A 20584-nucleotide genomic window follows, 5' to 3' on the forward strand; every position below is an offset into this window, starting at 1 on the left:
GGCGTCATTTCGATCAGAAATGACGTGAGCAGAAACGACGCGAGCGTCGATGGCAGGATTATCGGGCTATCCAACATTGTCCGCTGATAGCTCTTTGCGCCACGCTTTGAAAGCGAGGGCAGAGGACGACCTCCCCATTGATACCGCGATCAGACTTTGTTGGGTATTGCGTGACATCCGAGCGGGGCGCAAGCTGCTCGCGCCATCGAGCGATGATTTGACGTTGCTTGCAGAGCGCCGCTCGATCAGCGTGGATAACGGTAAGCTCATGCTGACGGACATCAAACTCGGTAATTGGCAGCCCCACTTAGAAAACCCACGTCAATGCATCAGCGGAGCCGCAACCCTGGAGGCGAAAAGTGCCTGACCTTGACCCGCTCGAATCTGTTGCCGCGTCCGAATTGGTTTCGTCATCGCTGCTTGCGTCGCTCATTCCTGCGCTGGTCAATCGCGGCGTCCTGACTCAGCAAGATGCCACTGAGATTTATGAAAACGCCCTGATGTTGCTTGAAATGCAACAGGGTGCCGATCCTGCTGTGCAACATGTCTACGAAACAGCTCGTGAGTTGATCGAAGCGCATTTGCGGCCGGAATAGAAACCCCGCCGGAGCGGGGTTTTCCAAGACTATTTGAAGACGATAATCGGTTGGAGTCTGTGTTGAGCGATCCGCGCGCGCCGGCCGCCTCGATTTCCATCGAGACGGCCTTGCGAGAGCGAACCTTTTTCCATCAATCCGAACTATCGAAGAACCGGTGCTTGCGCCCGTAAGGGGGCAACAAGACCGACGGGAAATCGGCCGCGTAGCGCTTTTCTCTCTCAATTTGCTCGGGCTCGTGCGATGACGACATCAACGGGCTCTCGATCGCTTTGCGATAGAGATGCCACGTCGCATGACCCAGAAGCGGCATGACGATCGTGAGACCGAGGAAGAAGGGAATCGACCCGAGCGTCAGCAAGACAGCAACTATCAGACCCCATTCCACGGCTGCGATTGGATTCTTCGCCACCATGCGCATCGACGTCTGAATGGCATCGGTCATGTCGGCGTGTTGATGAAGCATCAGCGGGAACGATACAATGCTGATGCAAAGCGCGACGGCCGCGAACAGGAACCCGACGCCGACGCCGATCATGATCATGCGCCAGCCCTCGGACGTGGTGAAGACCTGCGTGAAGAAATCGGGAATTGCCGCTGCCGGGGTGTTACCGAAGGTGGACACGTAAATCGCGTGCGCCGATACCACCCAAGCGACAAAGATAGCAAACAACAGCGCGCCCAGCCCAAGCATCGACCCAAACGACGGTGCCCGTAGCACTCCAAACGCATGCCAGGCGGAGGCTTCCTGGCCGAGCTCGCGCCGATAGCTCAGTTCATAAAGTCCTAGCGCCGCAAATGGCCCGATCAGGGCAAAGCCTGCGGCGATCGGAACCAGCATCGGCAAGACCGAGTAGCCGAGCACCATACGCCACAGCAGAATTCCGATTATGGGATAGATAACGCAAAGGACGATGGCGTGGCTGGGAACCGCCTTGAAGTCTTCCCAGCCCAGCCGCAAGGCGTCAAGAAGGTCGGAGGAACCGATGTGACGGACCACAGGTCCGTCTGCACCGGCCATTCCCGAGTGTGACGTGATGTCAACAGGATAACTGGCCATGTTCGTTGTCTCCCTTTCGCGGGGTCGATCTCTGGCGAGTTCGCCCCTTCGGAAACGATCACGATCAAGACCAGACGCGAGAGCGCAACCACTGATCTTGCCGTGACCTGTGAGGTAATCCTAATCCCGATGTCTGATGTTGGTTGCTTCACTCTTCAGTGAGTTTGTGCTGCGGGATGCATCGGTTAATATTTGTTCGGATGGGGTGCGCGGCTAGGTTCATCCGGGATTGGCTGCGGATCTCCGACCAAAGACCCGCCGGTGGGTCTCCCTTGCCGGCGGGTTTTTGTCCTAGCCTGGTCGGTCACAAGCCCCCGCCGCGGCACTCATCAAGTGTTTTAGCATCGCCTCATAGGCAACTTCGGCCTCATCGAAAGTCTTTAATGGTGAGCCGATTATCTTGATTGCATCACGCTCCCGATAAAACGGACGCCGTGAAGCCACATAGCCTGATCTGCCAATCCGGCTGTCACAATCATGGATTTGGGTAGACTTGATGAAGTTCTCCGATTGGACAACCAACGTCGACGGATTCGCGTCAGTCGAAACCAGTACTTGCGACAGGCTTCTCAGCGACGCGAAAATGTCTCCGCGCAGGCGATCACACCTTCTCCTCCACGAAAGTCATGCTGATCCGACCCAACGGTTGCTCGTTGCTTTCGATCAAGGCACCTATATGCGACCACATCGGCATCCTGAGCAGTGGGAAATGATTGTCCCGATGCGAGGAACGCTTGTCGTGCTGTTGTTCTCCCATGACGGCCATGTCGCTGACAGAATCGAACTCACCGCAGGATCGATACCGATCTCGCAAATCACTGCAGGGGCATGGCATACGGTCATCGCCATGACGTCTTCGGCGCTCATGCTCGAGATCAAACCGGGGCCGTTTCGAGTTGCGGAGTTTCATGAACGATATCCCACCGAGCATTCGCCAGATGCGGGACGAGCAGCGAGTTGGCTAACCTCCGCTAGAATTGGAGATCGATGGCGCCCTTGACATCGCACTCGTGCAGCGCCGCCTACCCCAGTTCTCTATCGTGGAATCTCAATACCCGGTGTTCAATGCTCTCGCTAGAGTGTTGGAAGCGCTTTCGTTCGGTTGCTTAGCGGAGAACTAGACGAAATGGCGCAAGGAAACTTGGATAGCAGGCGGGAGATTTAAAGCACCCAATCTATAATCACGATACCTGCCGTTCCGGCGCTGCCTGCACCAGTGGCACCAGTGCCGCCGCCACCGCCTGCGCCATAACCGGTAGCTGCTGACAGCGCCGCCGCGCTAGCTCCGACGCGACCACCAATGCCGCCATTTCCAAACATCGAGCTAGAACCATCGCCGCCAGCTATTGATGCTGCCGCCGCGACTCCGGGACTGCCGACCCGTCCTGCTATCGAAACGATATTCGGACTTCCTGTGACTGTCCCACCAGCACCGCCTGCCGTCACGGCTGAAGTTGATCCTAAAGCGCCAGCGCCGCCGCTGCACGAAATGGATACTGGGCTACCAATCAACGAGGTGGTGCCTGCCGTGCCAGCCGTGCCTGAGCTTGCGCCAGCTGCTCCTGCAGTTCCGACTGTAACGGTGATTCCTGTTGAAGGAGCTACGCCGGTAAAAGTACCTTCAGCATAAGCGCCATTTCCCCCGCCGCCTGCACCAGCAGCAGCGCCATTTGATCCGCCACCGCCGCCGCCAGCTTGAATGCGATAGTGGTAAACGGTTGATGTTTTCGAATTGGCAGGAGTCGTGAAGGTGCCTGAAGATGTAAAAGTCTGAGAACCTCTGGCGCTAAGGCCACCGAGATTAGCGAGCGCAGTTGTCGCGTTGGCCACATCGCTCAAATTATTCGACTTGAGCATGTCCCCGGCGGTCGGCGAAAACAACTGCCAGTCGGCGCCATCGTAGACTTTCAGTGCACTCTCAGTCGTGCTCCAGTAGAGTGCCCCGGTAAGCAAGCCGTCACCATCGTTGTCAAGAGTCGGGTCTGCCGCCTTCGCGCCGAGGTAACGATCGTCGAAGCTGTCGAACGATGCAGCAGCCGCAGCAGCGCTGCCGCTCGCTGCTGTCGCGCTGTTCGAAGCGTTGGTCGCCTGGGTGGACGCCGTCGTGGCGGAGCCAGAAGCGGCCGTTGCGGAGTTAGACGCTGCGGTGGCGCTGGTGGAAGCGTTGCCGGCTTGCGTCGTAGCTGTCGACGCCGAGCTCGATGCTGCGTTCTGCGAAGCCAAGGCCGCGGAAGCAGATGCCGCCGCAGCCGTCGCCTGCTCGCCAAAATCAACGATCAGATCCCACTTGCTCTCGTCGAAGCCATCGGTCGACGTGTGCGCGACGTTCGCAATATAGAACTTGTTGTCATAGAGGACGGTGCTGTCGGTCGTGTAGTCGACGCCCGGCTCCCACATCGTCGGAAGACTGAAACCAAGATTGAACGTCGCGTCCAACTGGTTGACGCCAACGCTGCCGTTGGCCAGTCGGCCATCGGCGCGGATCGACGTTTTCAAGAAATCGATTGTTTCGGCCAAAGACTGCTTGACCGCGTTCAAATCGACGTTGACCTGGTTGCCAGGCAACGGCCGGGTCGGATTGCTGACCTGATAGCTCTGGAAATCGTACTGGCGAGTGTATTTTGTCGGATAGGGCATGCCGGCGACACTTTTGAAAGGCGCGTCTAGCGCAGTGCTGCCGGCGGAGCAGCTGTGTCACCCAGCCACTATACTATCATGAATGAGGAGAGTTGGAAGCGCATTGTGCTCTGAGCATTCGAGCGTAAGGCATTCTACGGCTCGTTCATCTATTCCAATTCTTCTCAAGCGACGCCAGCTCTGCGCTTGTCCTGGCCCGAGGGATTCTGAAACTAAAAAAATTAGCGCCGGGGCGTTCCGACGTTTGGCGGCGACGCCATCGGCCCCCCGCCAGGGGTGACCCCCACCCGCCTGCCCCCACTCCTTCGCTGGCCACGACGCACGGCGCACGGCTAAGCGTTCGTGTTGACTTTGTCGCATTCCTGCGGCGTGCAAAATAATTTTCGCCAGCAATAGCGCTCAGCGTTCAAAGCGCTGCGTGTTGACTTATGCTTGCAACAGCAGATTCACAGCGATGTGCCTCTTGCGCTTCTGATTTTTTGGCGCATCATCACGGTGGGTCGAAAGCCCAAACGTTAGCCGAATGTCGTTTCCGGTCAGTCGGCGATCATAATTTCTAGTCCAGGGGCCGCACGCGCATGTCCAAGGCGCGAGCCCAAAGGCGTGCGGGGCCGTCTAACGTCGGTCATTTCGCCCCTGGATTTTCTCTCTTTGCTCGAAAGGCAAAACGTTATGAACGCTTTGAAGAAAATCTCCGCCGATCAAATGCCCACCGACCGCATCACCGATATCGTCGACCGCCTTAAGGCCCGAAACGTACCGATATCCCTGATCCTTGATGATGGTTTAGCAATGATTCAGGCCCACGTGCCGTCCGGCCAAGCCGCCCGCATGTTGAAGCCGCTGGGCCGGAAAGCCGTTGGGCAATTCTATGCGATGCCCGGCAATATGGTGGTGATTGACGCAATCCTCACGTACGGCCAGGCAGAGCGCATGCTGGCGGCCGGGAGGACAACGGCCTAGAAACCGCTACACGGGGCGCCCAAAAAAGCGCCTCGTGTTTCCCCGGTGCTTCCCTGAAGCGCCGGAAGCCGCCGCGATAGAAGGAGCTAAGAAATAATATGCTGAATTTTCAATCAGTTAAATGGTCGGGGCAGCTGGATTCGAACCAACGACCTGCAGTACCCAAAACTGCCGCGCTACCAGGCTGCGCTATACCCCGATCTGCTGGGAAACGATGTCGTTACATGCTTCCGGCCGGCCCAGCAAGTCGCTCAGAGCCTTTCCGCTATTGACGGAATCAATGGCCGTTAAAGAGCGGATGCGAGACCCGGTTGCCGCGTGCGATGCCGTACTTTTTCGCAGTTCCTCCGATCACCTCGAGCACAGCCTTGGCCGGGCCGCGTGAAGAGATGATCCGGGTCGATAGTGGCTCGGTATTCTCGGCGATCCGCAGGATGCGACCATTCTGGCCGATAAAGATCATGTCGAGCGGGATGTAGGTGTTCTTCATCCACATCGACACCTCCTGCACGGGAGAAAAATCGAACAGCATACCCTGCCCGTCCGGTAGATGCTTTCGATACATCAATCCGGTGGTCTTCTCCTCGGGGGTTGTCGCCATCTCAACCAAGAACGTCCTTACGCCGGCTTGGGTTGCGATTTCGAGCGGCTGGAGTTCGGCTGCGTGGACGTCGGAGTCGTCTGGCGCGACCATGACAATCCAGGAAAACAGGGCGATCCATAAACCGGCACGGAGCCACCCTAGACCGATATTCCGCAGTCGTAGCATCGGGCACCCTGTCAGAACTGTGATCACAATGCGTGTCGCCGCAAACAGCAGGCTTGTTGCGGGCGGAAGCACGATTTCCGGAAAGTCAGATCTCAAGCACAACGCAGTTTTGGCGATAGCTCCGCCGGATCAGTGCGAGGACACGCTGGGAGAACCGGTTTCCGGCTGAACTTCCGCCGCCATCATACCCTTGCTACCCGGCCCAAACCGGACCAGAACGAACTGTCCCGGCCGAAGCTCCGTTATGCCGAAGCGTCGTAGCGTTTCCATGTGGACGAAAATATCCGGCGTTCCCTCGCCGCGCGTCAAGAACCCGAAACCGCGCAGCCGATTGAACCACTTTACCTGCGCCCTCTCTAAGCCGCTGGTAGGCGTTATGCTGACGTGGGTCCGCGGCGGCAGCATCTGCGCCGGGTGAATCGCGGTGGACTCGTCCATCGAGGTGATCCGGAACGCCTGATAGCCCCTCGCCCGCTGCACGCAGTCACAGACCAGACGGGCCCCCTCATAAGCCGTCTGATAGCCGTCGCGACGAAGCACGGTGACATGCAAGAGCACGTCCGGCCAGCCATTATCAGGGACGATAAATCCGTAGCCTTTTGAAGCGTCAAACCATTTGATGACGCCGCTGATCTCGACGATGTTGGCGGGAGATTCCCCAAGCCCGGCGAAAGGCCCGGCACCCGACTCTCGATCTGTTGTTCCCGAAAAGTCCTTTGACCCTAAGTGATCGCTCACTGTCGGTCCCGCAAACTTCCTGGATTCAAAACCATCCGACCCCATGACGCAGGCCCCCACACATTTTACTATGGTTGTCGTCTGCTCGACGACGTTATACACAACTGTATATAGCCAAGCGAATCTTAGGAATCAAAAGATAACACTCTCGTTGGCGTCGCAAGACAAAAGATAAATTGACGACACCTATAAACTGCCTTGCACACGCACGAATCAGTTACTCACGGGTTTTTGATCCTCATCTGATTGCCGATCAGGTTCGGCCTTAACGAGCATCCAATCCGGTGTGGGCAGTTTTCATCTATGAATAAGAAGCCAGACGTTTTGCAGAAACATCGCATGATAATTCACTGAATCGATGAACGCGCGAACGTTCCTGCGCCAAGACGTTTCCAAATAGCCACAAGTTGGCCCCGTGTCCGTGATTGTTTTGAATCTTTTTTTGGAAATTCTCCAAATCCAAGGCACGCTCAACGAAGATCCAAATGCACACGCACGGGAAACCGATAGAATAATATCGGCTCTAAAATAACAGCGGCTCAATGAAGGGCATCGCAGCACGTCCGGCGCAATTTCATTCGCGAAGAGGCCGCGAATGAGCGCTGCGCTGCGCAACAACTAACCGCCAAAGGGACGAAATACTGCGGTGCATGCGTGTCCCGGAGAGATTCCATCTCGATCTCTCCGGGGGGTCAACTCAGATCACCAGCGTCGACGACCACCCCCATAATACCCACGACCTCCATAGTATGCGCGGCCTCCGCCCCAACCACGGCGATAGCCCCAACCACCGCCATAATAACCTGGTCCCCATCCGCCATAATAGGCCGGAGCATAGCCGCCACCCCAACCGCCGCCGTAGTAGGCCGGTCCATATCCGCCATAGCCGTATCCACCATAATATGGGCGCGGCCCATAATAGCCCCCGTAGCCGTACGGTCCGTAATACGAATTCGCCATTGCGCCCGCTGCCAGAGCGCCGACGGCAAGACCGACTCCGAGGCCCGGTCCAAATCGTTGAGCCTGAGCTGGCAGCGATATAACGGCGCTGCCGAGCGTTGCCACGGTCGCAATCATGATCAACTTCTTCATGTCGCTATCCTCTCACCAAAAATCGACGCAATAACGCGCGTCTATTTGACTTGGTTCTATTTAACTTGGTTGCAATGGCGCTGGGCTTGGACACATCCTAATTCTCAGGAAATATGGTTTATGCCGTTTTTGCGTTAGCTAACGAGCAAGCCGCCGAAAGAGTTCCACTGCCGTGGAAAAAGGGCGCTTAATTGGCGCTCCGCTCATCGGAAATTGCGCGCAAAAAGCGACCGCCCCGATCTGGTATTGCTACGATGTATCAACAAGCAGGCACCCGCCTGCTGCCGGACCCACCGCTCATCTTGTACGTCTTCAGGAGACAGTCACACATGCGCTACCTTCACACCATGCTGCGCGTGCGCAATCTCGAGGTCGCGCTGAAGTTCTATGTCGAAGCGTTGGGACTGAAAGAAGTCCGTCGCGTCGATAACGACAAAGGCAGATTCACGTTGGTTTTCTTGTGTGCCCCCGAGGACGAGGATCTGGTGAAACAGTGCAGAGGCCGCGGCGCACCGCTGGTCGAATTGACCTACAACTGGGCCGAGGAGACGTACGGCGAGGACCGCTTTTTCGGTCACCTCGCCTATGAGGTCGACGACATCTATGCCACCTGTGAACGATTGATGAAGCTCGGGATCACCATCAATCGCCCGCCCCGGGATGGCCAGATGGCGTTCGTCCGCTCCCCAGACCTGCACTCGATCGAGCTGTTGCAAAAAGGTGATGCTCGCCCGTCGGCCGAACCGTGGAGCTCGATGCCAAACACCGGTCATTGGTGAGAAGCTCAGAGCGGCGCTACTGTGCCTGCTCGCGCTTTCGTGCGATTGCAACGAAACATCACCGCACGACCTCGTACCGCCCTTACTGTTCGGCCCTGTAGCAGGCGGGAACGATCGTGCGCAGTTCACGTTCTCCTTAACGTATATGACATTCAAGGAGACGGCGGATGGGAAAAGGACTTTTGCTCTGGCTGATTGGCGTACCGATACCGGTGATACTTCTGCTGTGGCTATTCTTCGGTAGTTGAACGCGCACGCCAGACATTGGTTGAAGGCCTCGCTTTAGCGAGGTTTTTTTTTACCGTATGCCGTGACGTCGCGACTCCAAATGCGCTTCGCAACGGCGCCCCCTTACGACGCAGCACCAGCACCATATGGATGCCGATCCTGTTGCCGCTGACATATGCGCAACTCGACGACCCCTCGATCCTGATAACCCCTGCGCGTATCCTCGGCACGCTTTTCGCGCGCGGATGGTCTCGACTTCTTGATCGGCTATCGCGGTTGGCGATAAGCGAGCCGCGCCCTGCGCCCACGTGGAAAAGCCAATGCCCGACACCCCCGCCCATCATTTTGGATGCTCCATTGGACGGGCAGGCTCGTGTGGGGCTCGCCTTTCAGTCGAAGTGAGACCCGGCGCAACCCGGTCCCACGGTGGAGATGCTTGCTCCTCCGGGAAAACGCCACTATACGTTTCGCGACTGCAGCCGGTCGGTTCATGTCGGCCGGAAACTCCGTCTGATCAAATCAATATAGGATATTGATTTGACGGTAGTATCGCAGCGGATTGAGTCTGAAACGACGTGCAATTTGCCGCCGAAAAGTTCAGCTCCCTTCGTCTATCGGTTAGGACGCCACCCTTTCACGGTGGAGAGAGCGGTTCGATTCCGCTAGGGAGCGCCACGCTCGAAAAATTCTCTAATATCTTCAAATCGTTAGCGTCTGGATTGGCTAACCCGTCCGAGCGGTTAGCCAATGCTGACATCGCAATCTGTGCCAGCCGCTTCTGGTTCGCGGCCTTCGTGTACGTTTCGATCTCCTTCAGATTCTTATGCCCAGTGACTGCTTGAATCTGGTGCGGGGTACACCCTACGTCAGCAAGGTTGCCGCAGATCGCGTGACGCAAGCCGTGCGGGCTCGAATCGTTTGGTAGGCCAGCCTTGTGAGCGGCGTCGCGAATCCAGTTTGTTGTGCCCTTGGCGCTGCGGTCCTTATTCCATTTCGTGCGCAGGAAGGTGGGCTGATCACGAGGGACGTCTTTGAGGTGCATCCAGAGCGTGGGATGGATTGGGACGTTGAGCGTCGTCTTGTGCCGAGACTTCACGGTGGTGATTGTAATCCAGCCGTCGTTGATGTGCTTCCAACCCAGCCGCACGGCATCACTGCGGCGCAAGCCGGTGTGCAAAAAAATCTCCAAACCAAGGCGCTGTGGTGTGTCTGGTGTCCAGCGTTTCCGATAAGCATCGATATCGGCTTCTGTCCACGATCGATATGATTTCTCGACGTACCTCACATGCTTGGCACGGCTGATCGGATTATCGGCAATCAGGCCGGCGCCGATTGCGAATTCCATGACGGTGTGGAGTCGCTTGCGTAGGCCGTTCGCTGCGGCGGGCCGGTCCGCCATCTTGTCGATGATCGCGTTGATATGTTTGGTCTCCAGCTTCGCTAGAGACTTCGCGCCATGCTCTTCGCGAAAGCGCTCCAAGATGCGGCGGTAATTGCTGCGTGTGGATTCGGCCAGCGACTTGTATTCGGCCGAGCCGTAATAACCCATGATGGCAGCCGACACGCTGCCCTGAGGATTGCGCTCTGGCTTCGCTACAGGCTGGGCTGCTTCGGCCGCGTGGTAGGCCTTCCAAAACTCGTGGCTATACAGCGGCCCCGGTAACGGCACGCGCTTCTCACCGGGCTTGCGCAGGTATATCCGCTGCTTGCCGTGCCGATCAGTGTAGGCGTGAACGTGCTTGGGTGGCTTCGTCGTCATGGTGCAAAACGCTATCCCATTCGTTGTCATTATTGACCTGAGGCACGCCGTCGAAAAGCACGTCCAAGGCAGTACGATCCCAGAGATTTACTCCGAACAATTGAAGCGGCGCAGGAATAGTCCCTGCCCTTACCTGTTTGTCGAAATGCGTCGGCGAAATGCCGATATAGCGTGCAGCATCAACCCGGCGAAGGCCGCGGGGAACGATGCCCCCGCGCGTGTTATCGTTGGCGTGCGTTGTAGTCATGCGGCGGCTCTAGTTGAGTGGCGACGTAGTTGCGGGTCCCCATTATAACAGGTGCTTGCAACTGCGGCCCGCCGACGTGTTGGTGGCGGGTCCGCGGAGATGAGCCTGCTGCGGGTAGTGGCTATCTCGCAGCTTGTGCAGATTTGGCGTTTGCTCGATCGACGCGGTCCTCGTTGAACTCGCGCAGGACGGCCTGGGCGTCATTATTGAGGCGCCGCGCAAGCCATTGCGCCATTATACAGGCGTCCATGACTTCGGCGCCTTCGTCGATGTCGAGTCCAAGGCCAGCGTCAAAGATCCGATCGAGACTATCAATCATCAACTTTGTGCCGGTCGTAAGGTCGCGGATATCTCCTTCAAGATCCTTGACGCGATCGTCGGTGGTGGGTGTGGTAGTGTCGTTGGTAGCCTGAGCCATGGCCCGTATCCTTGGTTTGGGTTAGGGCCGGGACAAGGTTGCCACCTTGCTCCGGCCTGCCTTTTCTGATATCAGGTAAGAATGGCCAAGTCAATGGTTTCTAGTATCAGAAAACGTCCTCAAGGAAGACCGCGCGTGGACGCTGTGCCAGTGATGGTGCGGATGCCCCCGAACGAGATGCAGGGCGTCGATAAGTGGATTGAGAAACGACCTGAGCCAAAGCCATCACGGCCTGAAGCTATCCGCCGCCTAGTGGAGTTGGGTTTGAGGGGGAAAGGGAAATGAGCGACGACCCGAAGCTCATCGACTCTCCGCTATCCGGCTCGTTTACGCGCGACGAAATCACGGTCCAGGTTCAGATATATCGTCTCGAAGAGGACTCCCACTGGGTGCTTGAAGTCGTCGACAAAGATAACACCTCAACCGTTTGGGATGAGAAATTCGAAACTGACAAAGCTGCCTATGATTTCTTTTTAGCGAGCGTGGAGTCCGAAGGGCTCGCGCAAGTTATCTCAGATGATTATCCGACGCTGCATTGAGCCACTCGCCAGCCGGATAAGCCATCGAGATCGGAAGCGATCAGGCGGTTGGTTGAGATGGGATTGAAGGTGAAGCACAAGTGACAGTGGGCGAACTGCTAGTCGCGACGTTCGCGGCAGCCAGGGCTACAGATCCAGCGCTTTAGCTAGTTGGATGCGCGCCCTAGTTAAACTCAGTGGACTTCCTATATAGAGAATATCGTAGGCACGATACCAACAGGCGCCAGCGACAGAGAGACACTCCAGTGCTCCCGCCCACAAAAGGGAGCTCGCTATGTACGCCATGGTCTACCCGAAACATCTTCAGAAAAGTTCTGAGCGCAGATGGGCAAATCGTGTTGCTCGTGAACTTCCTGTTCGATGGTCGCGTCCCGAGGGACCCAACACCTGCTTTTGCGCAGCATCGGTGAGTTCGCAATATTCGTCCGATGTCGTCACCAACAAGCGGCACTGTTCTAAATGTAATGCCCGGTGGACGACGGAAGCATCCGCTCGGTGCGGCTGACCCGCCCAGATTTCCGCACCCTTCTCTCTCGCCGGCTCAAGTATTTGTCTAAGAATGGAGGCACCCATGCGGCGGACCACGACCTATACAGAGTGTGGCACCCGAGAGATGGGAAAGGCGCAAGATTTCCTCACAGAGAAACAAGCAGGAAGCGGCGCAGTCGCGATCGAAGAAGTGCAGGACGAATTGGCTCGTGGCGATTGGGGGCGGATCGCCACCGAAACGTTTGGTGAACACAAGTCATACTGGTTTGATGACGGTTCGCGGCTGGTATCCGGAAAGTTTAATGAAGAGGAATTTATTATTCGAGCAGATCCGTCTTATTCTGAAGAGGATTTTCAGAAGATGACGCCGGATGAAGTCGAGGATCATCGCGCTATGATTGAGTCATTGAATGAATCGAACAATCAGTGAACCCCTGAAATACAAGCACGCCGCTTTGCAGATCGGGACGCCGCCGCCCGCAAGCTGCTCGGGCTGAAGGCGAAGCGGTAGTCGTGACCGGAGCGCGTGCCTCACGGCTTTTTGGTGGTTGCCCGCCGATCCGCTTGAGCAATTCCCTGGCAGGGCCGTATGGTAGCGCCATGACTACAGCAAAAGAGTTCGTCGACTTCTGGCTCGACGTAAGCGTTCACGCGGACGAACAAGAGGGCGCTCGTCAGGGTCAAGCCGCCGTTCAGCGCTTGGCCGATAACCTGCTTAATGCTGCGCGCGAACAGGGGTTCTCAAAGGAGCAGGTCGAAGCCGAGCTTGGAGACGACCTCGAGGCTTACATCCGCGCCAGCATTGATCGCCAGAACGTTGCTGAAGGTGTCCGCCTCCGCGATGAACCCGATCTGCTAGAGACGAAAGCTCGTACAGAAAAATAATCGCAACTAGGGGTGTAAAAACCGACCGCCCGAACGTCTCACTATTAAGGAACGCTCTTCCGCCCTCCGCATTGAATCGCCCGGAACGGGATCGAAAACCGCAATCCGATCTTGCACCCGAATTGGCCCGCCGTGACACCCATCCGGCGGGCCTTTTTGATGGTCGCAGTTTCAAGCTGCGACCGGAAAGAAGAGTACGCCCAGCAGCAGCGCGATCAGCACGACAAGTCCGACCGTAATGGCGAAGACGGAAAATTGATGCATACCAACGCGGGCGCGGCCTGTTCGTTTCTAATGCGCCTCGGCTATGAGGTCGCAGCTATGTTGGCGGCTGAAGGCCAGTTGAACTCAGCCAGTCCTCAATACTCGCGGCCGTCTCAGCTTGGCGCGCCTTATGCTCCAGCTCTTCTCTCTCGCGACCTGGGGGAAGCTTTTCGGCTTCCTTCCGCAGGCGTTCTGCCTCTTCGGAGCACCGTTCAAAGAAAGTCTTCGTTTGTTTGAAACGGCGGCGCTGTTGCATGACCACCTCCTGCTACGGGTCCTAACCGTAAGGTTCTGCAGATAGCGTAATAATGTGCGGACACGATCTCTGTTCAAGAGTGGACTGAAAGCGAAACTGTCGGGAACAACTTTCATCCAATCGCATTGCGCCTTCACCGAGCGAGCTCAGGCTCGTCGTCATTATCGACGTCTGGTTGAAGGGTCGAAATCGGTCGCCAAACGGTTCGAACTAGGATGGAGGGAGAAATGGCGACACAAGAACAGAAGGATGCATCACGGAGGGTGATGCAAGCCGTAACGGCTCTCAATACCGCACTGCGCAATGCAGGCAGTCTCCGGCTCCATGTTGAGTTAAGGGATGTCCGCCCAGAGGACACGATTGTTCCGCAATACCAAGTATCGGTAATCGAGACACGCGAAACCGTCTTGCCATGAACTGGCAATCCAAAATCCGGTAGGGGGTCATCCCGTCGCGATGTCGATAATCGACTTAGCGAGCCGGTTGGGGTCGTCCCTAGGGCGTTTGGGATGGGGCATCAAATTAACTTCCGAACATCACCGGGTCTGAGCTTCAATCGGGCGACGTGATCGGGTGGCAAATGCTGGTCCGTCAGTTCGGCCGTGCAGCCCTGCGGGACGGCAGCCAAAACAGCATCAACCGCCTTGTCACGAGCGAGAGCCGCAGCCCAAAGCATTTTGGCTGGCCGACCTTCAACCGTATTGCTGGGGTCGAAAACTCGGACGACCTGAATGCCGCCTGCTAAATCCTGTGCCATATCCCCAATATGCGATGCGGTACGTCAACATTCCAGCCCGTCCCGTTGCCATAATCGAGCTGCCCCACTACCCAAAATCCTGGACGAACCCCGTTGACGAACAACTAGGATTCTGCGCCTGCCGACTTAGGATGGAGAGATGGACTACCTGCTCCGCCAACCGTCATCGCCCGGCGATCCGGCCGTGGGTGAGTTCACCGACGCGGTGGTGTTGAAAGCGTTTGGCGAAGTGCCGGTCATACACCCAGCATCGCGGTCGCGGATGGTTGGCGATGGTAATGTGAATGGTCAGTCACATCGTCGTGTGACCATGTGACACAACCTGTCCGAAGTTTAATTCGCTCGACTCATCGTCGTCAGAGTTCCGCAGTACAGCCGTCATCGATGCATGTTACAGCGCTGCCAAAACGGAGATTCAACATGTTTGATGCAGAGCTAATTGCGGTTATGCGAGGCGCGCTTGCGCAAGCCACACTCGACGTTCGCCCGGATCCATCAACTCAAGCGTTGATGGCCGAACGGATTCTACAGTCAGCCGCGAATGGCACCCGCTCGCAGGAAACATTTCGGATCGTTGCGACCGAAGCCGCCGCAGACAGCGAGCGACTACTAATTCTTAACCCGCCTCATTCGCGACACGTGGAGCAGTGCCCCGTCGACCTCGAAGAAGAGAAAGAATTTTGGTGACCGCTCGCCTGTGCCGATCAGCACCCATGTTTGCGCGGTGGATGTGTTGCTCCCTCCCCTCACCCCCTCAACCGCTTAATTTCTCATGCCATCGCGCAGCATCCCCGACGCCCTGGAACGTCCCGATTGGCGGCAACGATACCGACCCACCGAATTTGTGGTGCGACGAAAACTTCTCCGCCCAACCCAAATGGTCGTGAACGAACTTAACGAGTTCGAGGCTCTCATAATTGCCGCCACGGAATATTTCGTCATTGACCGCATGCACCGCCGAGTCGGCAGCAACAGCCTCTTGAACCAAGGAGGCGATTGCGCTCGCGTGGATTTCATATTCGCTCTGAATCCTCTTGATCGCCTTGTCTACGGCCGCCACGGCGTCAGCGCGGCTCTTGACCGCCGCCGCACGCGCCTCTGCCTTCCGAGCATCCACGAGCCGTCGATTCAATTCGGCTACGGAGGCATGGGCGCGATCCAGCGCGAGGCGTGCTTTCGTTGCAGCATCCTCAGCGGCAAGGATTTCAGAATCGCTTCCGGTGAGTAACAGATCCGTACGACGCTGTTGAGCGGTGGCTAGACTGGCCTCAAGGGTAGCCACGTCATACTCAGCGAGCGAAGCTTCGATATCCGCTGCGGTGCTGATGTCAGCGAATTTCTTCTTCCGGGCAATCATTTCGTGAACTCCTTTCAATTGAGGCCGGCCATACGCTGTCGGCATCGCATACGTGCCAACACCGCCTCATTACGGCTTGTGGCCGCTCCGCTAACGAACTCACAAGGCATCTGCGCCCTGTCATCGTTCTTGCGAATCTGCGAACCAGCGTCTGCCGGAATAGGAACAGCGCTAATTTCTAACGGCTCCCAATCCACCACACGCCATTCATCATCTGCGCCATCACCATCCGCCTCGGTCTTAACGACCTTGTGGATTGCGTAACCAACGCTGATGTTTCGGATAATGCCGTCGCGAATCTTGGACACAGTGTCCGCATCGCCTGCAGCATTTGATAATCTAACGCGCGCTGTACCTTTGCCGCCCTCAAGTTTGGCAGATCCAGGCACAACGCTGCCGATAACCGAACTCAGAGACCAATCATCGTGCGTATCAAGCAACGGCGCGCCAGCGTTCAAGCGATCGAGGCGAACAGCGGCTGGTGTGACAACGAGCACTTCGGAGTAGAAGCGATCAGTGCGCCAATCGAAGCGACGCACTGCCGCGCCCGTAGTCCAAACGACCTCGACGCTATTGTCTTTTTGGTTGAAGCTCGCAGCGCGAACCTCGGCTGCGCGCCCGAACTTTGGCAGGCTCGTGATGTTTTCGCTCATACGTCTTGTTCCTCTCCAGGCGTGACACCGCCTTCATCCGCAGCAGCTAACTGCGTTTGACCAGCCTGCGACATGTGCCGCGGATCGCTATCGAAAATCAGCTTATGCTTATCGAGCAACGCATTCCACTCGACGTAGCCAGCAATAACCTCGTCTGGCGTAAAGCCAGTCTCGGCAATCGCGGTCATCGGGTTGAGAAGGCCGGCGCGCATTGCGCTAACGCGAGCTGAAATGTCCTTTGCCTCGTCAGCGCTCGGAAAACGAGGTGGAGACCATTCAACGGCAACCTTCTTCGTCCTGATTTTTCCAGCGAAGAACGCCTCCTCGCAAAACCAGTCCCAAATCGGCTGCAGAAGCATCGGGATAACGATCTTCCACTGAATCTCTTCAATGGTGCGCTTGTACGTCTCAAGGCCCAACTTTCCGGATGAATAGTTCACCTTCGATAAGTTGCCGCTCAACAGCACGTAAGGAACGCGAAATCCCGTCGCGATCGTATGCAGCATCGACACCTTGTAGGAGTCGTAGGATCCTGATGTGGCAGGCTGCGTGAACTTGATGTCCCGGCCGCCCCGTGCGTGGTAAAATGCGCCAGGCTCAAGTCGCTCGACGACTTGTCCGTCAGCATTATAGACGCCAGCAGGATCGCCATCGCTCAGTGGAAGGCCAGAGACACCCTCGCCAACGTCGCCACCAGTGACAACGCCAACGACGCAAGCCTCAATCTTCTTGCGAAGGATCTCCGCGGTCTCGTATTCAGCGAGATCGCGCAAGGATGGTATAGCGGCGACGCCCCACGGTTCACCGCGGGCCTGCGTTCTGCGCTTTTCAAAGCAATGCGCGATATCCTCAACGGAAACGGCAACGGACTGGTTTGAAAAGCCCGCAACGCCCTTTAATAAGGCTGTCGGCGCACCTGGATGCCTCGTATAAAGCCAGTATTGTGCCGGCCGTTGCTCGCCATCGAACCCGATCCCCTCAAACACATCAAGACCATTAATGACTCCGGTCTTGTGCGTGTCGATGTGATCGACTTCAAGCACCTGCAACTGCAATGGTACAGGCAAATCATCCCTACCATGGCGCCTGCGCTTAAGAACCAGGCCATCGCCCGACTCCAGCATTCCGCGAACGGCAAGTGCCTGAATTCCATAGAAACCCAGATGCCCTACAGCGTCGCACTGCTTGGCCCACTTCGCAAAAAGCTTGTTTACCCGAGCATCTTTTGCCCGCGGCACGATTCCAGAGCCGATAGCGTGCGTTACAAGATTGTGTATTGCGTTAGCAGCGTAAGGATTATTGCGCACCAAATCGCGCATAACGTCGCGTAATGAGCCACCAGCACGACTTAACTCTGCATCTGCCGACGTGCCGCGAGAATACCACGGATCGCGGTTGCGCCCCTTGGTTACGGCGTCGTATCCGCGCCTTGCGGGCACGGGATCGCCGTACTGATCCAAGATGTTTGGCTTCGCCACTATCTGCGCGTCCTAAAGGCCACGAACGTCATTGCCGGAGTTGGGTTCTGCTGCTGCTCTAGCCACTGCAGAGCTTCGCGCACATCTTTCAGCGAGTGGTATTCCACCTCGCGGCGCGTTCCGCCCGTATGAAAAACAACTTTTCTGGCGCCTGTAAGCAAAGCTTCACGTAATGCGGCAATCAGCTCGCTATTGTCTACAGCCATTCGTGTTCCTTAAAGCCAACTCGACTTCGCCTTGCGAGGCCCGCTCGGCTTATTTTCGGTATCTATGACTCTAGATAAGACATGACCCGACGAAAGCTGCTCACGTCGTTGCTGCCAATTTATCGGCACCAATTCTTTGACCGCGATTCCGTAGACGACGCAGTCCAACGCCTCGTTTCGGCGCCCTTGAATAGGGATCCACCTTCGGATTGGCTGCCCGCGGTCCATCTTGATAACCGCTTGCTCTCCAGTGAATTGCTCGTACCAGACCTCGGGCAAACTCTTGGAGAACCGGAAAATCTTGCCAGTCCGAACGCGGTTTAAGATCGCGTCCTTGATGCTATCGACACCAACCAACCAGAGCGGATCCTTCTTCATCGTCTTGGATCGCTCGATAAACTTGCGACGACCGCCCTCACCCTTGATGGCAATCACTCGTCGGTTTAGGCGCGCTCGGCAGAAACTATAAACGTGCGCCATATGCGATCCGGACGACGAGTCCACCGCAACCGCATCTATGCCAATCTCGCCGCCAAGCGGATGTTTCCACTTGCGCTTAATGAGGGAGTCGATATCAGCCCAGAACTCGGTGTCTTCATATCTGCCGTAAACAACGTCATGGTCTAAAACGAATATCTGGCCAGTTTCGCTGTGCCCTAGATACGTCAGCTCGCCGCGGTCGTCCTGCATGTCGACGCCGACCGTTACCGCAAGAACCTCCTCCGGGAATGGATATGAGCCCTCTACGCCCGTTGCATCCGGCAGCCCCAAGCCAAACGGCTCAGCGCTCTGCATAAGCTCGTATTCGTCAACCCGTTCGCCATCAATCCGCCAGCCTTCGCCGAGGACAAGGTTGACAAACTCCTGCAGCAAAGCAGGATCGTTTTTGGCGGCCAGGAACTCTGTTGCCAACATGCCCCAATCGGCAGTCGGTAACGGGCTGCTTAAGCTGTTGATGCGGAAGCCTGCGTGGCCAACGACTTCTGGCTTTGTTATCCGCCACCGGCCTCGCGCCACCATCGTCGACTTGTGCTTATGCTCGACAACGCATCCGCACTTAGGACAACACCAGGCGGCCTTTTCAGGCTCGTTTTCCGGCCAGTGGATATCCTTCCACCTTACCTCGCTGAAATCGTCGCACTCGACGCAACGGATTTCAAAAACACGCTGATCGGATTTCTCATACTGAGCGATGATCCGGCTGGTTTCCAACTCCACCGGAGTTGAACCAAGGATAATCTTGCGATCATCAAACTGAGCGGTACGGCGGATGGCCAACGCGATCGGGTCACCATCCTTCGTCGGCTTCATGCCGTCGATTTCGTCTAGGATGACGACGCGAGCGTTGTGACCTCGAAAGCTTCGCTCGGTTTCAGCCGACAGGATCTTAAGTGTTCCGCCAGTAAACTGGCGCATCAGCATCGTTGTGCGGACCTTGCCGCTCGTCTTAACCTGATCTCCGGAAAGAACGCCGTTCAGAACTGGCGAGTATTCAAATGTCGGCTCCATGTCCGACACCACGAACGACTTCGCCATATCCTCGTTAGGCAGGTAGACCAGAATTAGCGAAGGATCATTGACAACGAAGTGAGCGACGGCACCGTTTAGAACAGTCGTGTATCCAATGCGCGCGCTCTTAAGGACTGACACCCTCTCAATGGTTGGATCGCCAATGGCGTCCGCAATACCTTTCTGAAACGGATAAAGCTTAATCCGTCCCGGCACCGCCGACACCGTCGACGGTAGCCTGATTTCCTTTTCCATCCACTCCGAGATGTGGATTTTCTGCGGCGGCCGAAAGGTCGCCATCACCTTCTTCAGAGTCGCCAGCGTCGGCGTCATAGATATCAATCCCGTCCGCAAGCTTTGTCATCGCCTCGCGGATTTCCCCATCCAGAACAACCGCATCCTCTGCTGAGAGCGAAACCTTTTGACGTACTCGCGAAACCACCGCCAACATGCCGCTACGCACTTCGGAAATCTGTTCGGACCAGACGCGAACAACCTCGTCGATCGGCAACAACTCTTTGCGCAGCTTGGCGTTTTTTAGTTCGAAGTTGTCGGCCTGCTCCTTCTTGAGGCGGGCCTCTTCCCGTTCCTTGTTGATCGCCTCTTCGCCGTCCTTAACTCGGTTGGCGATGCTCGCGACATAGTTCTGAATGCTGGCCGGCCCATCGAACTCACCGTGCTTGGTGCGGACTGTAATCCCGTCCTCAGCTAGTTGATTTACCCGCCGCGTCGTAAGCCCTAAGAGCAAGGCCAGTTGCGCGGTCTTCAAAATCATCAACAATCTCAATAGGAAGGAAGCGACCTACAGAAAAATTTGCAGCGAGCGAAATATCGGGGTGGCGCGCCCCCGCTCCCCATACGGGTAGGAAAAAGAACCTAATGGAGGAGGGGGCCTACCAGCCTAT

At 56.6% G+C, this 20584-nt stretch carries 26 protein-coding genes and 2 tRNA genes; 12 read left to right on the forward strand and 16 right to left on the reverse strand.

The window, feature by feature from the left end:
- The first annotated feature begins 49 nt into the window (after positions 1-49).
- Together ACZ5IL_RS14335 and ACZ5IL_RS14340 are read left to right on the forward strand one after the other, a co-directional pair.
- Complete coding sequence (locus ACZ5IL_RS14335; protein WP_464592443.1) at positions 50-367, forward strand: hypothetical protein; 318 nt, start codon at positions 50-52, stop codon at positions 365-367.
- Positions 360-596 (forward strand): hypothetical protein, encoded by a 237-nt coding sequence (locus ACZ5IL_RS14340; protein WP_464592445.1) that lies wholly within the window; start codon positions 360-362, stop codon positions 594-596. Before ACZ5IL_RS14335 ends, ACZ5IL_RS14340 begins: the two co-directional genes overlap by 8 nt.
- A 133-nt stretch (positions 597-729) precedes the next feature.
- Here ACZ5IL_RS14340 and ACZ5IL_RS14345 read toward each other — a convergent pair whose 3' ends face one another.
- A complete protein-coding gene (locus ACZ5IL_RS14345; protein WP_464592446.1) occupies positions 730-1656 on the reverse strand; it encodes a DUF2189 domain-containing protein in 927 nt (308 codons plus the stop codon).
- Between the two features lie 583 nt (positions 1657-2239).
- Between ACZ5IL_RS14345 and ACZ5IL_RS14350 the strand changes: the two genes are divergently transcribed.
- Complete coding sequence (locus ACZ5IL_RS14350; RefSeq protein WP_464596911.1) at positions 2240-2656, forward strand: WbuC family cupin fold metalloprotein; 417 nt, start codon at positions 2240-2242, stop codon at positions 2654-2656.
- A 161-nt stretch (positions 2657-2817) separates the two neighbouring features.
- Here the strand turns inward: ACZ5IL_RS14350 and ACZ5IL_RS14355 are convergent, their stop codons facing one another.
- Positions 2818-4293, reverse strand: a complete 1476-nt coding sequence (locus ACZ5IL_RS14355) for a glycine-rich domain-containing protein (RefSeq protein WP_464592448.1) — start codon at positions 4291-4293, stop codon at positions 2818-2820.
- Positions 4294-4965: 672 nt separating this feature from the next.
- On the opposite strand from ACZ5IL_RS14355, the gene ACZ5IL_RS14360 reads away from it, so the two are divergent.
- Positions 4966-5256 carry a hypothetical protein gene (locus tag ACZ5IL_RS14360; protein ID WP_464592450.1) on the forward strand — a complete coding sequence of 97 codons (291 nt, stop codon included), beginning with the start codon at positions 4966-4968 and terminating at the stop codon, positions 5254-5256.
- Positions 5257-5378: 122 nt separating this feature from the next.
- On the opposite strand, the gene ACZ5IL_RS14365 is transcribed toward ACZ5IL_RS14360, so the two are convergent.
- From ACZ5IL_RS14365 to ACZ5IL_RS14380, 4 genes are all read right to left on the reverse strand, one after another.
- A tRNA-Pro gene (locus tag ACZ5IL_RS14365) sits at positions 5379-5455 on the reverse strand.
- A gap of 78 nt (positions 5456-5533) precedes the next feature.
- Entirely contained in the window at positions 5534-6025 is a 492-nt protein-coding gene (locus ACZ5IL_RS14370) for a DUF192 domain-containing protein (RefSeq protein ID WP_464592452.1), read from the reverse strand.
- A gap of 129 nt (positions 6026-6154) precedes the next feature.
- Positions 6155-6808, reverse strand: coding sequence for a cold-shock protein (locus ACZ5IL_RS14375; protein WP_425909407.1), 654 nt, complete (start codon positions 6806-6808; stop codon positions 6155-6157).
- Positions 6809-7465: 657 nt separating this feature from the next.
- The gene (locus ACZ5IL_RS14380; RefSeq protein WP_464592454.1) at positions 7466-7855 is read right to left on the reverse strand and encodes a hypothetical protein; all 390 of its coding nucleotides are present in this window, start codon (positions 7853-7855) and stop codon (positions 7466-7468) included.
- A 329-nt stretch (positions 7856-8184) separates the two neighbouring features.
- On the opposite strand from ACZ5IL_RS14380, the gene ACZ5IL_RS14385 reads away from it, so the two are divergent.
- Positions 8185-8634 (forward strand): VOC family protein, encoded by a 450-nt coding sequence (locus tag ACZ5IL_RS14385; protein WP_464592456.1) that lies wholly within the window; start codon positions 8185-8187, stop codon positions 8632-8634.
- 828 nt (positions 8635-9462) lie between these two features.
- A tRNA-Glu gene (locus ACZ5IL_RS14390) sits at positions 9463-9537 on the forward strand.
- Here ACZ5IL_RS14390 and ACZ5IL_RS14395 read toward each other — a convergent pair.
- The 3 genes from ACZ5IL_RS14395 to ACZ5IL_RS14405 all read right to left on the reverse strand — a co-directional run bounded on the left by ACZ5IL_RS14395 (position 9497) and on the right by ACZ5IL_RS14405 (position 11286).
- On the reverse strand, positions 9497-10651 hold the full coding sequence (locus tag ACZ5IL_RS14395) for a tyrosine-type recombinase/integrase (RefSeq protein WP_464596912.1): 1155 nt from the start codon (positions 10649-10651) through the stop codon (positions 9497-9499). The two genes, ACZ5IL_RS14390 and ACZ5IL_RS14395, sit on opposite strands and share 41 nt — an antisense overlap.
- Entirely contained in the window at positions 10581-10868 is a 288-nt protein-coding gene (locus tag ACZ5IL_RS14400) for a helix-turn-helix transcriptional regulator (protein ID WP_464592458.1), read from the reverse strand. Before ACZ5IL_RS14400 ends, ACZ5IL_RS14395 begins: the two co-directional genes overlap by 71 nt.
- A gap of 121 nt (positions 10869-10989) precedes the next feature.
- Entirely contained in the window at positions 10990-11286 is a 297-nt protein-coding gene (locus tag ACZ5IL_RS14405; protein WP_464592460.1) for a hypothetical protein, read from the reverse strand.
- 281 nt (positions 11287-11567) lie between these two features.
- Here ACZ5IL_RS14405 and ACZ5IL_RS14410 point away from each other — a divergent pair, with 281 nt between their 5' ends.
- The 3 genes from ACZ5IL_RS14410 to ACZ5IL_RS14420 all read left to right on the forward strand — a co-directional run bounded on the left by ACZ5IL_RS14410 (position 11568) and on the right by ACZ5IL_RS14420 (position 13199).
- A complete protein-coding gene (locus ACZ5IL_RS14410) occupies positions 11568-11825 on the forward strand; it encodes a hypothetical protein (protein ID WP_464592462.1) in 258 nt (85 codons plus the stop codon).
- Between the two features lie 571 nt (positions 11826-12396).
- Entirely contained in the window at positions 12397-12744 is a 348-nt protein-coding gene (locus ACZ5IL_RS14415) for a hypothetical protein (protein ID WP_464592464.1), read from the forward strand.
- 170 nt (positions 12745-12914) lie between these two features.
- The gene (locus tag ACZ5IL_RS14420; protein ID WP_464592466.1) at positions 12915-13199 is read left to right on the forward strand and encodes a hypothetical protein; all 285 of its coding nucleotides are present in this window, start codon (positions 12915-12917) and stop codon (positions 13197-13199) included.
- 319 nt (positions 13200-13518) lie between these two features.
- Here the strand turns inward: ACZ5IL_RS14420 and ACZ5IL_RS14425 are convergent, their stop codons facing one another.
- The gene (locus ACZ5IL_RS14425; RefSeq protein ID WP_464592468.1) at positions 13519-13719 is read right to left on the reverse strand and encodes a hypothetical protein; all 201 of its coding nucleotides are present in this window, start codon (positions 13717-13719) and stop codon (positions 13519-13521) included.
- A 580-nt stretch (positions 13720-14299) separates the two neighbouring features.
- Here ACZ5IL_RS14425 and ACZ5IL_RS14430 point away from each other — a divergent pair.
- The 3 genes from ACZ5IL_RS14430 to ACZ5IL_RS14440 all read left to right on the forward strand — a co-directional run bounded on the left by ACZ5IL_RS14430 (position 14300) and on the right by ACZ5IL_RS14440 (position 15163).
- Positions 14300-14464 (forward strand): hypothetical protein, encoded by a 165-nt coding sequence (locus tag ACZ5IL_RS14430; RefSeq protein WP_464592470.1) that lies wholly within the window; start codon positions 14300-14302, stop codon positions 14462-14464.
- 151 nt (positions 14465-14615) lie between these two features.
- The gene (locus ACZ5IL_RS14435) at positions 14616-14792 is read left to right on the forward strand and encodes a hypothetical protein (RefSeq protein ID WP_464592472.1); all 177 of its coding nucleotides are present in this window, start codon (positions 14616-14618) and stop codon (positions 14790-14792) included.
- A gap of 104 nt (positions 14793-14896) precedes the next feature.
- Positions 14897-15163 carry a hypothetical protein gene (locus ACZ5IL_RS14440; RefSeq protein WP_464592473.1) on the forward strand — a complete coding sequence of 89 codons (267 nt, stop codon included), beginning with the start codon at positions 14897-14899 and terminating at the stop codon, positions 15161-15163.
- A 67-nt stretch (positions 15164-15230) separates the two neighbouring features.
- On the opposite strand, the gene ACZ5IL_RS14445 is transcribed toward ACZ5IL_RS14440, so the two are convergent.
- The 6 genes from ACZ5IL_RS14445 to ACZ5IL_RS14470 are packed head-to-tail and all read right to left on the reverse strand — an operon-like array spanning position 15231 to position 20454.
- Positions 15231-15833: a hypothetical protein gene (locus ACZ5IL_RS14445; protein WP_464592475.1), complete on the reverse strand. Its 603-nt coding sequence runs from the start codon at positions 15831-15833 to the stop codon at positions 15231-15233.
- A gap of 14 nt (positions 15834-15847) precedes the next feature.
- Positions 15848-16486: an HK97 family phage prohead protease gene (locus ACZ5IL_RS14450; protein ID WP_464592477.1), complete on the reverse strand. Its 639-nt coding sequence runs from the start codon at positions 16484-16486 to the stop codon at positions 15848-15850.
- A complete protein-coding gene (locus tag ACZ5IL_RS14455; RefSeq protein ID WP_464592479.1) occupies positions 16483-17964 on the reverse strand; it encodes a phage portal protein in 1482 nt (493 codons plus the stop codon). Before ACZ5IL_RS14455 ends, ACZ5IL_RS14450 begins: the two co-directional genes overlap by 4 nt.
- The gene (locus ACZ5IL_RS14460; RefSeq protein WP_464592481.1) at positions 17964-18170 is read right to left on the reverse strand and encodes a hypothetical protein; all 207 of its coding nucleotides are present in this window, start codon (positions 18168-18170) and stop codon (positions 17964-17966) included. Before ACZ5IL_RS14460 ends, ACZ5IL_RS14455 begins: the two co-directional genes overlap by 1 nt.
- 9 nt (positions 18171-18179) lie before the next feature.
- Complete coding sequence (locus tag ACZ5IL_RS14465; protein ID WP_464592483.1) at positions 18180-19904, reverse strand: phage terminase large subunit family protein; 1725 nt, start codon at positions 19902-19904, stop codon at positions 18180-18182.
- Complete coding sequence (locus ACZ5IL_RS14470; protein ID WP_464592485.1) at positions 19879-20454, reverse strand: hypothetical protein; 576 nt, start codon at positions 20452-20454, stop codon at positions 19879-19881. The genes ACZ5IL_RS14465 and ACZ5IL_RS14470 overlap by 26 nt, the downstream gene beginning before the upstream one ends.
- Positions 20455-20584: the final 130 nt, after the last annotated feature.

Source organism: Nitrobacter sp. CN101, from assembly GCF_055390255.1.

Coding starts and splice junctions, on each gene's coding strand:
- ACZ5IL_RS14445 (WP_464592475.1), bottom strand. CDS start 15,833: ATGATTGCCCGGAAGAAGAAATTCGCTGACATCAGCACCGCAGCGGAT.
- ACZ5IL_RS14335 (WP_464592443.1), top strand. CDS start 50: ATGGCAGGATTATCGGGCTATCCAACATTGTCCGCTGATAGCTCTTTG.
- ACZ5IL_RS14460 (WP_464592481.1), bottom strand. CDS start 18,170: ATGGCTGTAGACAATAGCGAGCTGATTGCCGCATTACGTGAAGCTTTG.
- ACZ5IL_RS14400 (WP_464592458.1), bottom strand. CDS start 10,868: ATGACTACAACGCACGCCAACGATAACACGCGCGGGGGCATCGTTCCC.
- ACZ5IL_RS14405 (WP_464592460.1), bottom strand. CDS start 11,286: ATGGCTCAGGCTACCAACGACACTACCACACCCACCACCGACGATCGC.
- ACZ5IL_RS14415 (WP_464592464.1), top strand. CDS start 12,397: ATGCGGCGGACCACGACCTATACAGAGTGTGGCACCCGAGAGATGGGA.
- ACZ5IL_RS14440 (WP_464592473.1), top strand. CDS start 14,897: ATGTTTGATGCAGAGCTAATTGCGGTTATGCGAGGCGCGCTTGCGCAA.
- ACZ5IL_RS14470 (WP_464592485.1), bottom strand. CDS start 20,454: ATGATTTTGAAGACCGCGCAACTGGCCTTGCTCTTAGGGCTTACGACG.
- ACZ5IL_RS14350 (WP_464596911.1), top strand. CDS start 2,240: ATGTCTCCGCGCAGGCGATCACACCTTCTCCTCCACGAAAGTCATGCT.
- ACZ5IL_RS14385 (WP_464592456.1), top strand. CDS start 8,185: ATGCGCTACCTTCACACCATGCTGCGCGTGCGCAATCTCGAGGTCGCG.
- ACZ5IL_RS14395 (WP_464596912.1), bottom strand. CDS start 10,651: ATGACAACGAATGGGATAGCGTTTTGCACCATGACGACGAAGCCACCC.
- ACZ5IL_RS14435 (WP_464592472.1), top strand. CDS start 14,616: ATGGACTACCTGCTCCGCCAACCGTCATCGCCCGGCGATCCGGCCGTG.
- ACZ5IL_RS14425 (WP_464592468.1), bottom strand. CDS start 13,719: ATGCAACAGCGCCGCCGTTTCAAACAAACGAAGACTTTCTTTGAACGG.
- ACZ5IL_RS14420 (WP_464592466.1), top strand. CDS start 12,915: ATGACTACAGCAAAAGAGTTCGTCGACTTCTGGCTCGACGTAAGCGTT.
- ACZ5IL_RS14375 (WP_425909407.1), bottom strand. CDS start 6,808: ATGGGGTCGGATGGTTTTGAATCCAGGAAGTTTGCGGGACCGACAGTG.
- ACZ5IL_RS14410 (WP_464592462.1), top strand. CDS start 11,568: ATGAGCGACGACCCGAAGCTCATCGACTCTCCGCTATCCGGCTCGTTT.
- ACZ5IL_RS14370 (WP_464592452.1), bottom strand. CDS start 6,025: ATGCTACGACTGCGGAATATCGGTCTAGGGTGGCTCCGTGCCGGTTTA.
- ACZ5IL_RS14430 (WP_464592470.1), top strand. CDS start 14,300: ATGCTGGTCCGTCAGTTCGGCCGTGCAGCCCTGCGGGACGGCAGCCAA.
- ACZ5IL_RS14355 (WP_464592448.1), bottom strand. CDS start 4,293: ATGCCCTATCCGACAAAATACACTCGCCAGTACGATTTCCAGAGCTAT.
- ACZ5IL_RS14360 (WP_464592450.1), top strand. CDS start 4,966: ATGAACGCTTTGAAGAAAATCTCCGCCGATCAAATGCCCACCGACCGC.
- ACZ5IL_RS14450 (WP_464592477.1), bottom strand. CDS start 16,486: ATGAGCGAAAACATCACGAGCCTGCCAAAGTTCGGGCGCGCAGCCGAG.
- ACZ5IL_RS14380 (WP_464592454.1), bottom strand. CDS start 7,855: ATGAAGAAGTTGATCATGATTGCGACCGTGGCAACGCTCGGCAGCGCC.
- ACZ5IL_RS14345 (WP_464592446.1), bottom strand. CDS start 1,656: ATGGCCAGTTATCCTGTTGACATCACGTCACACTCGGGAATGGCCGGT.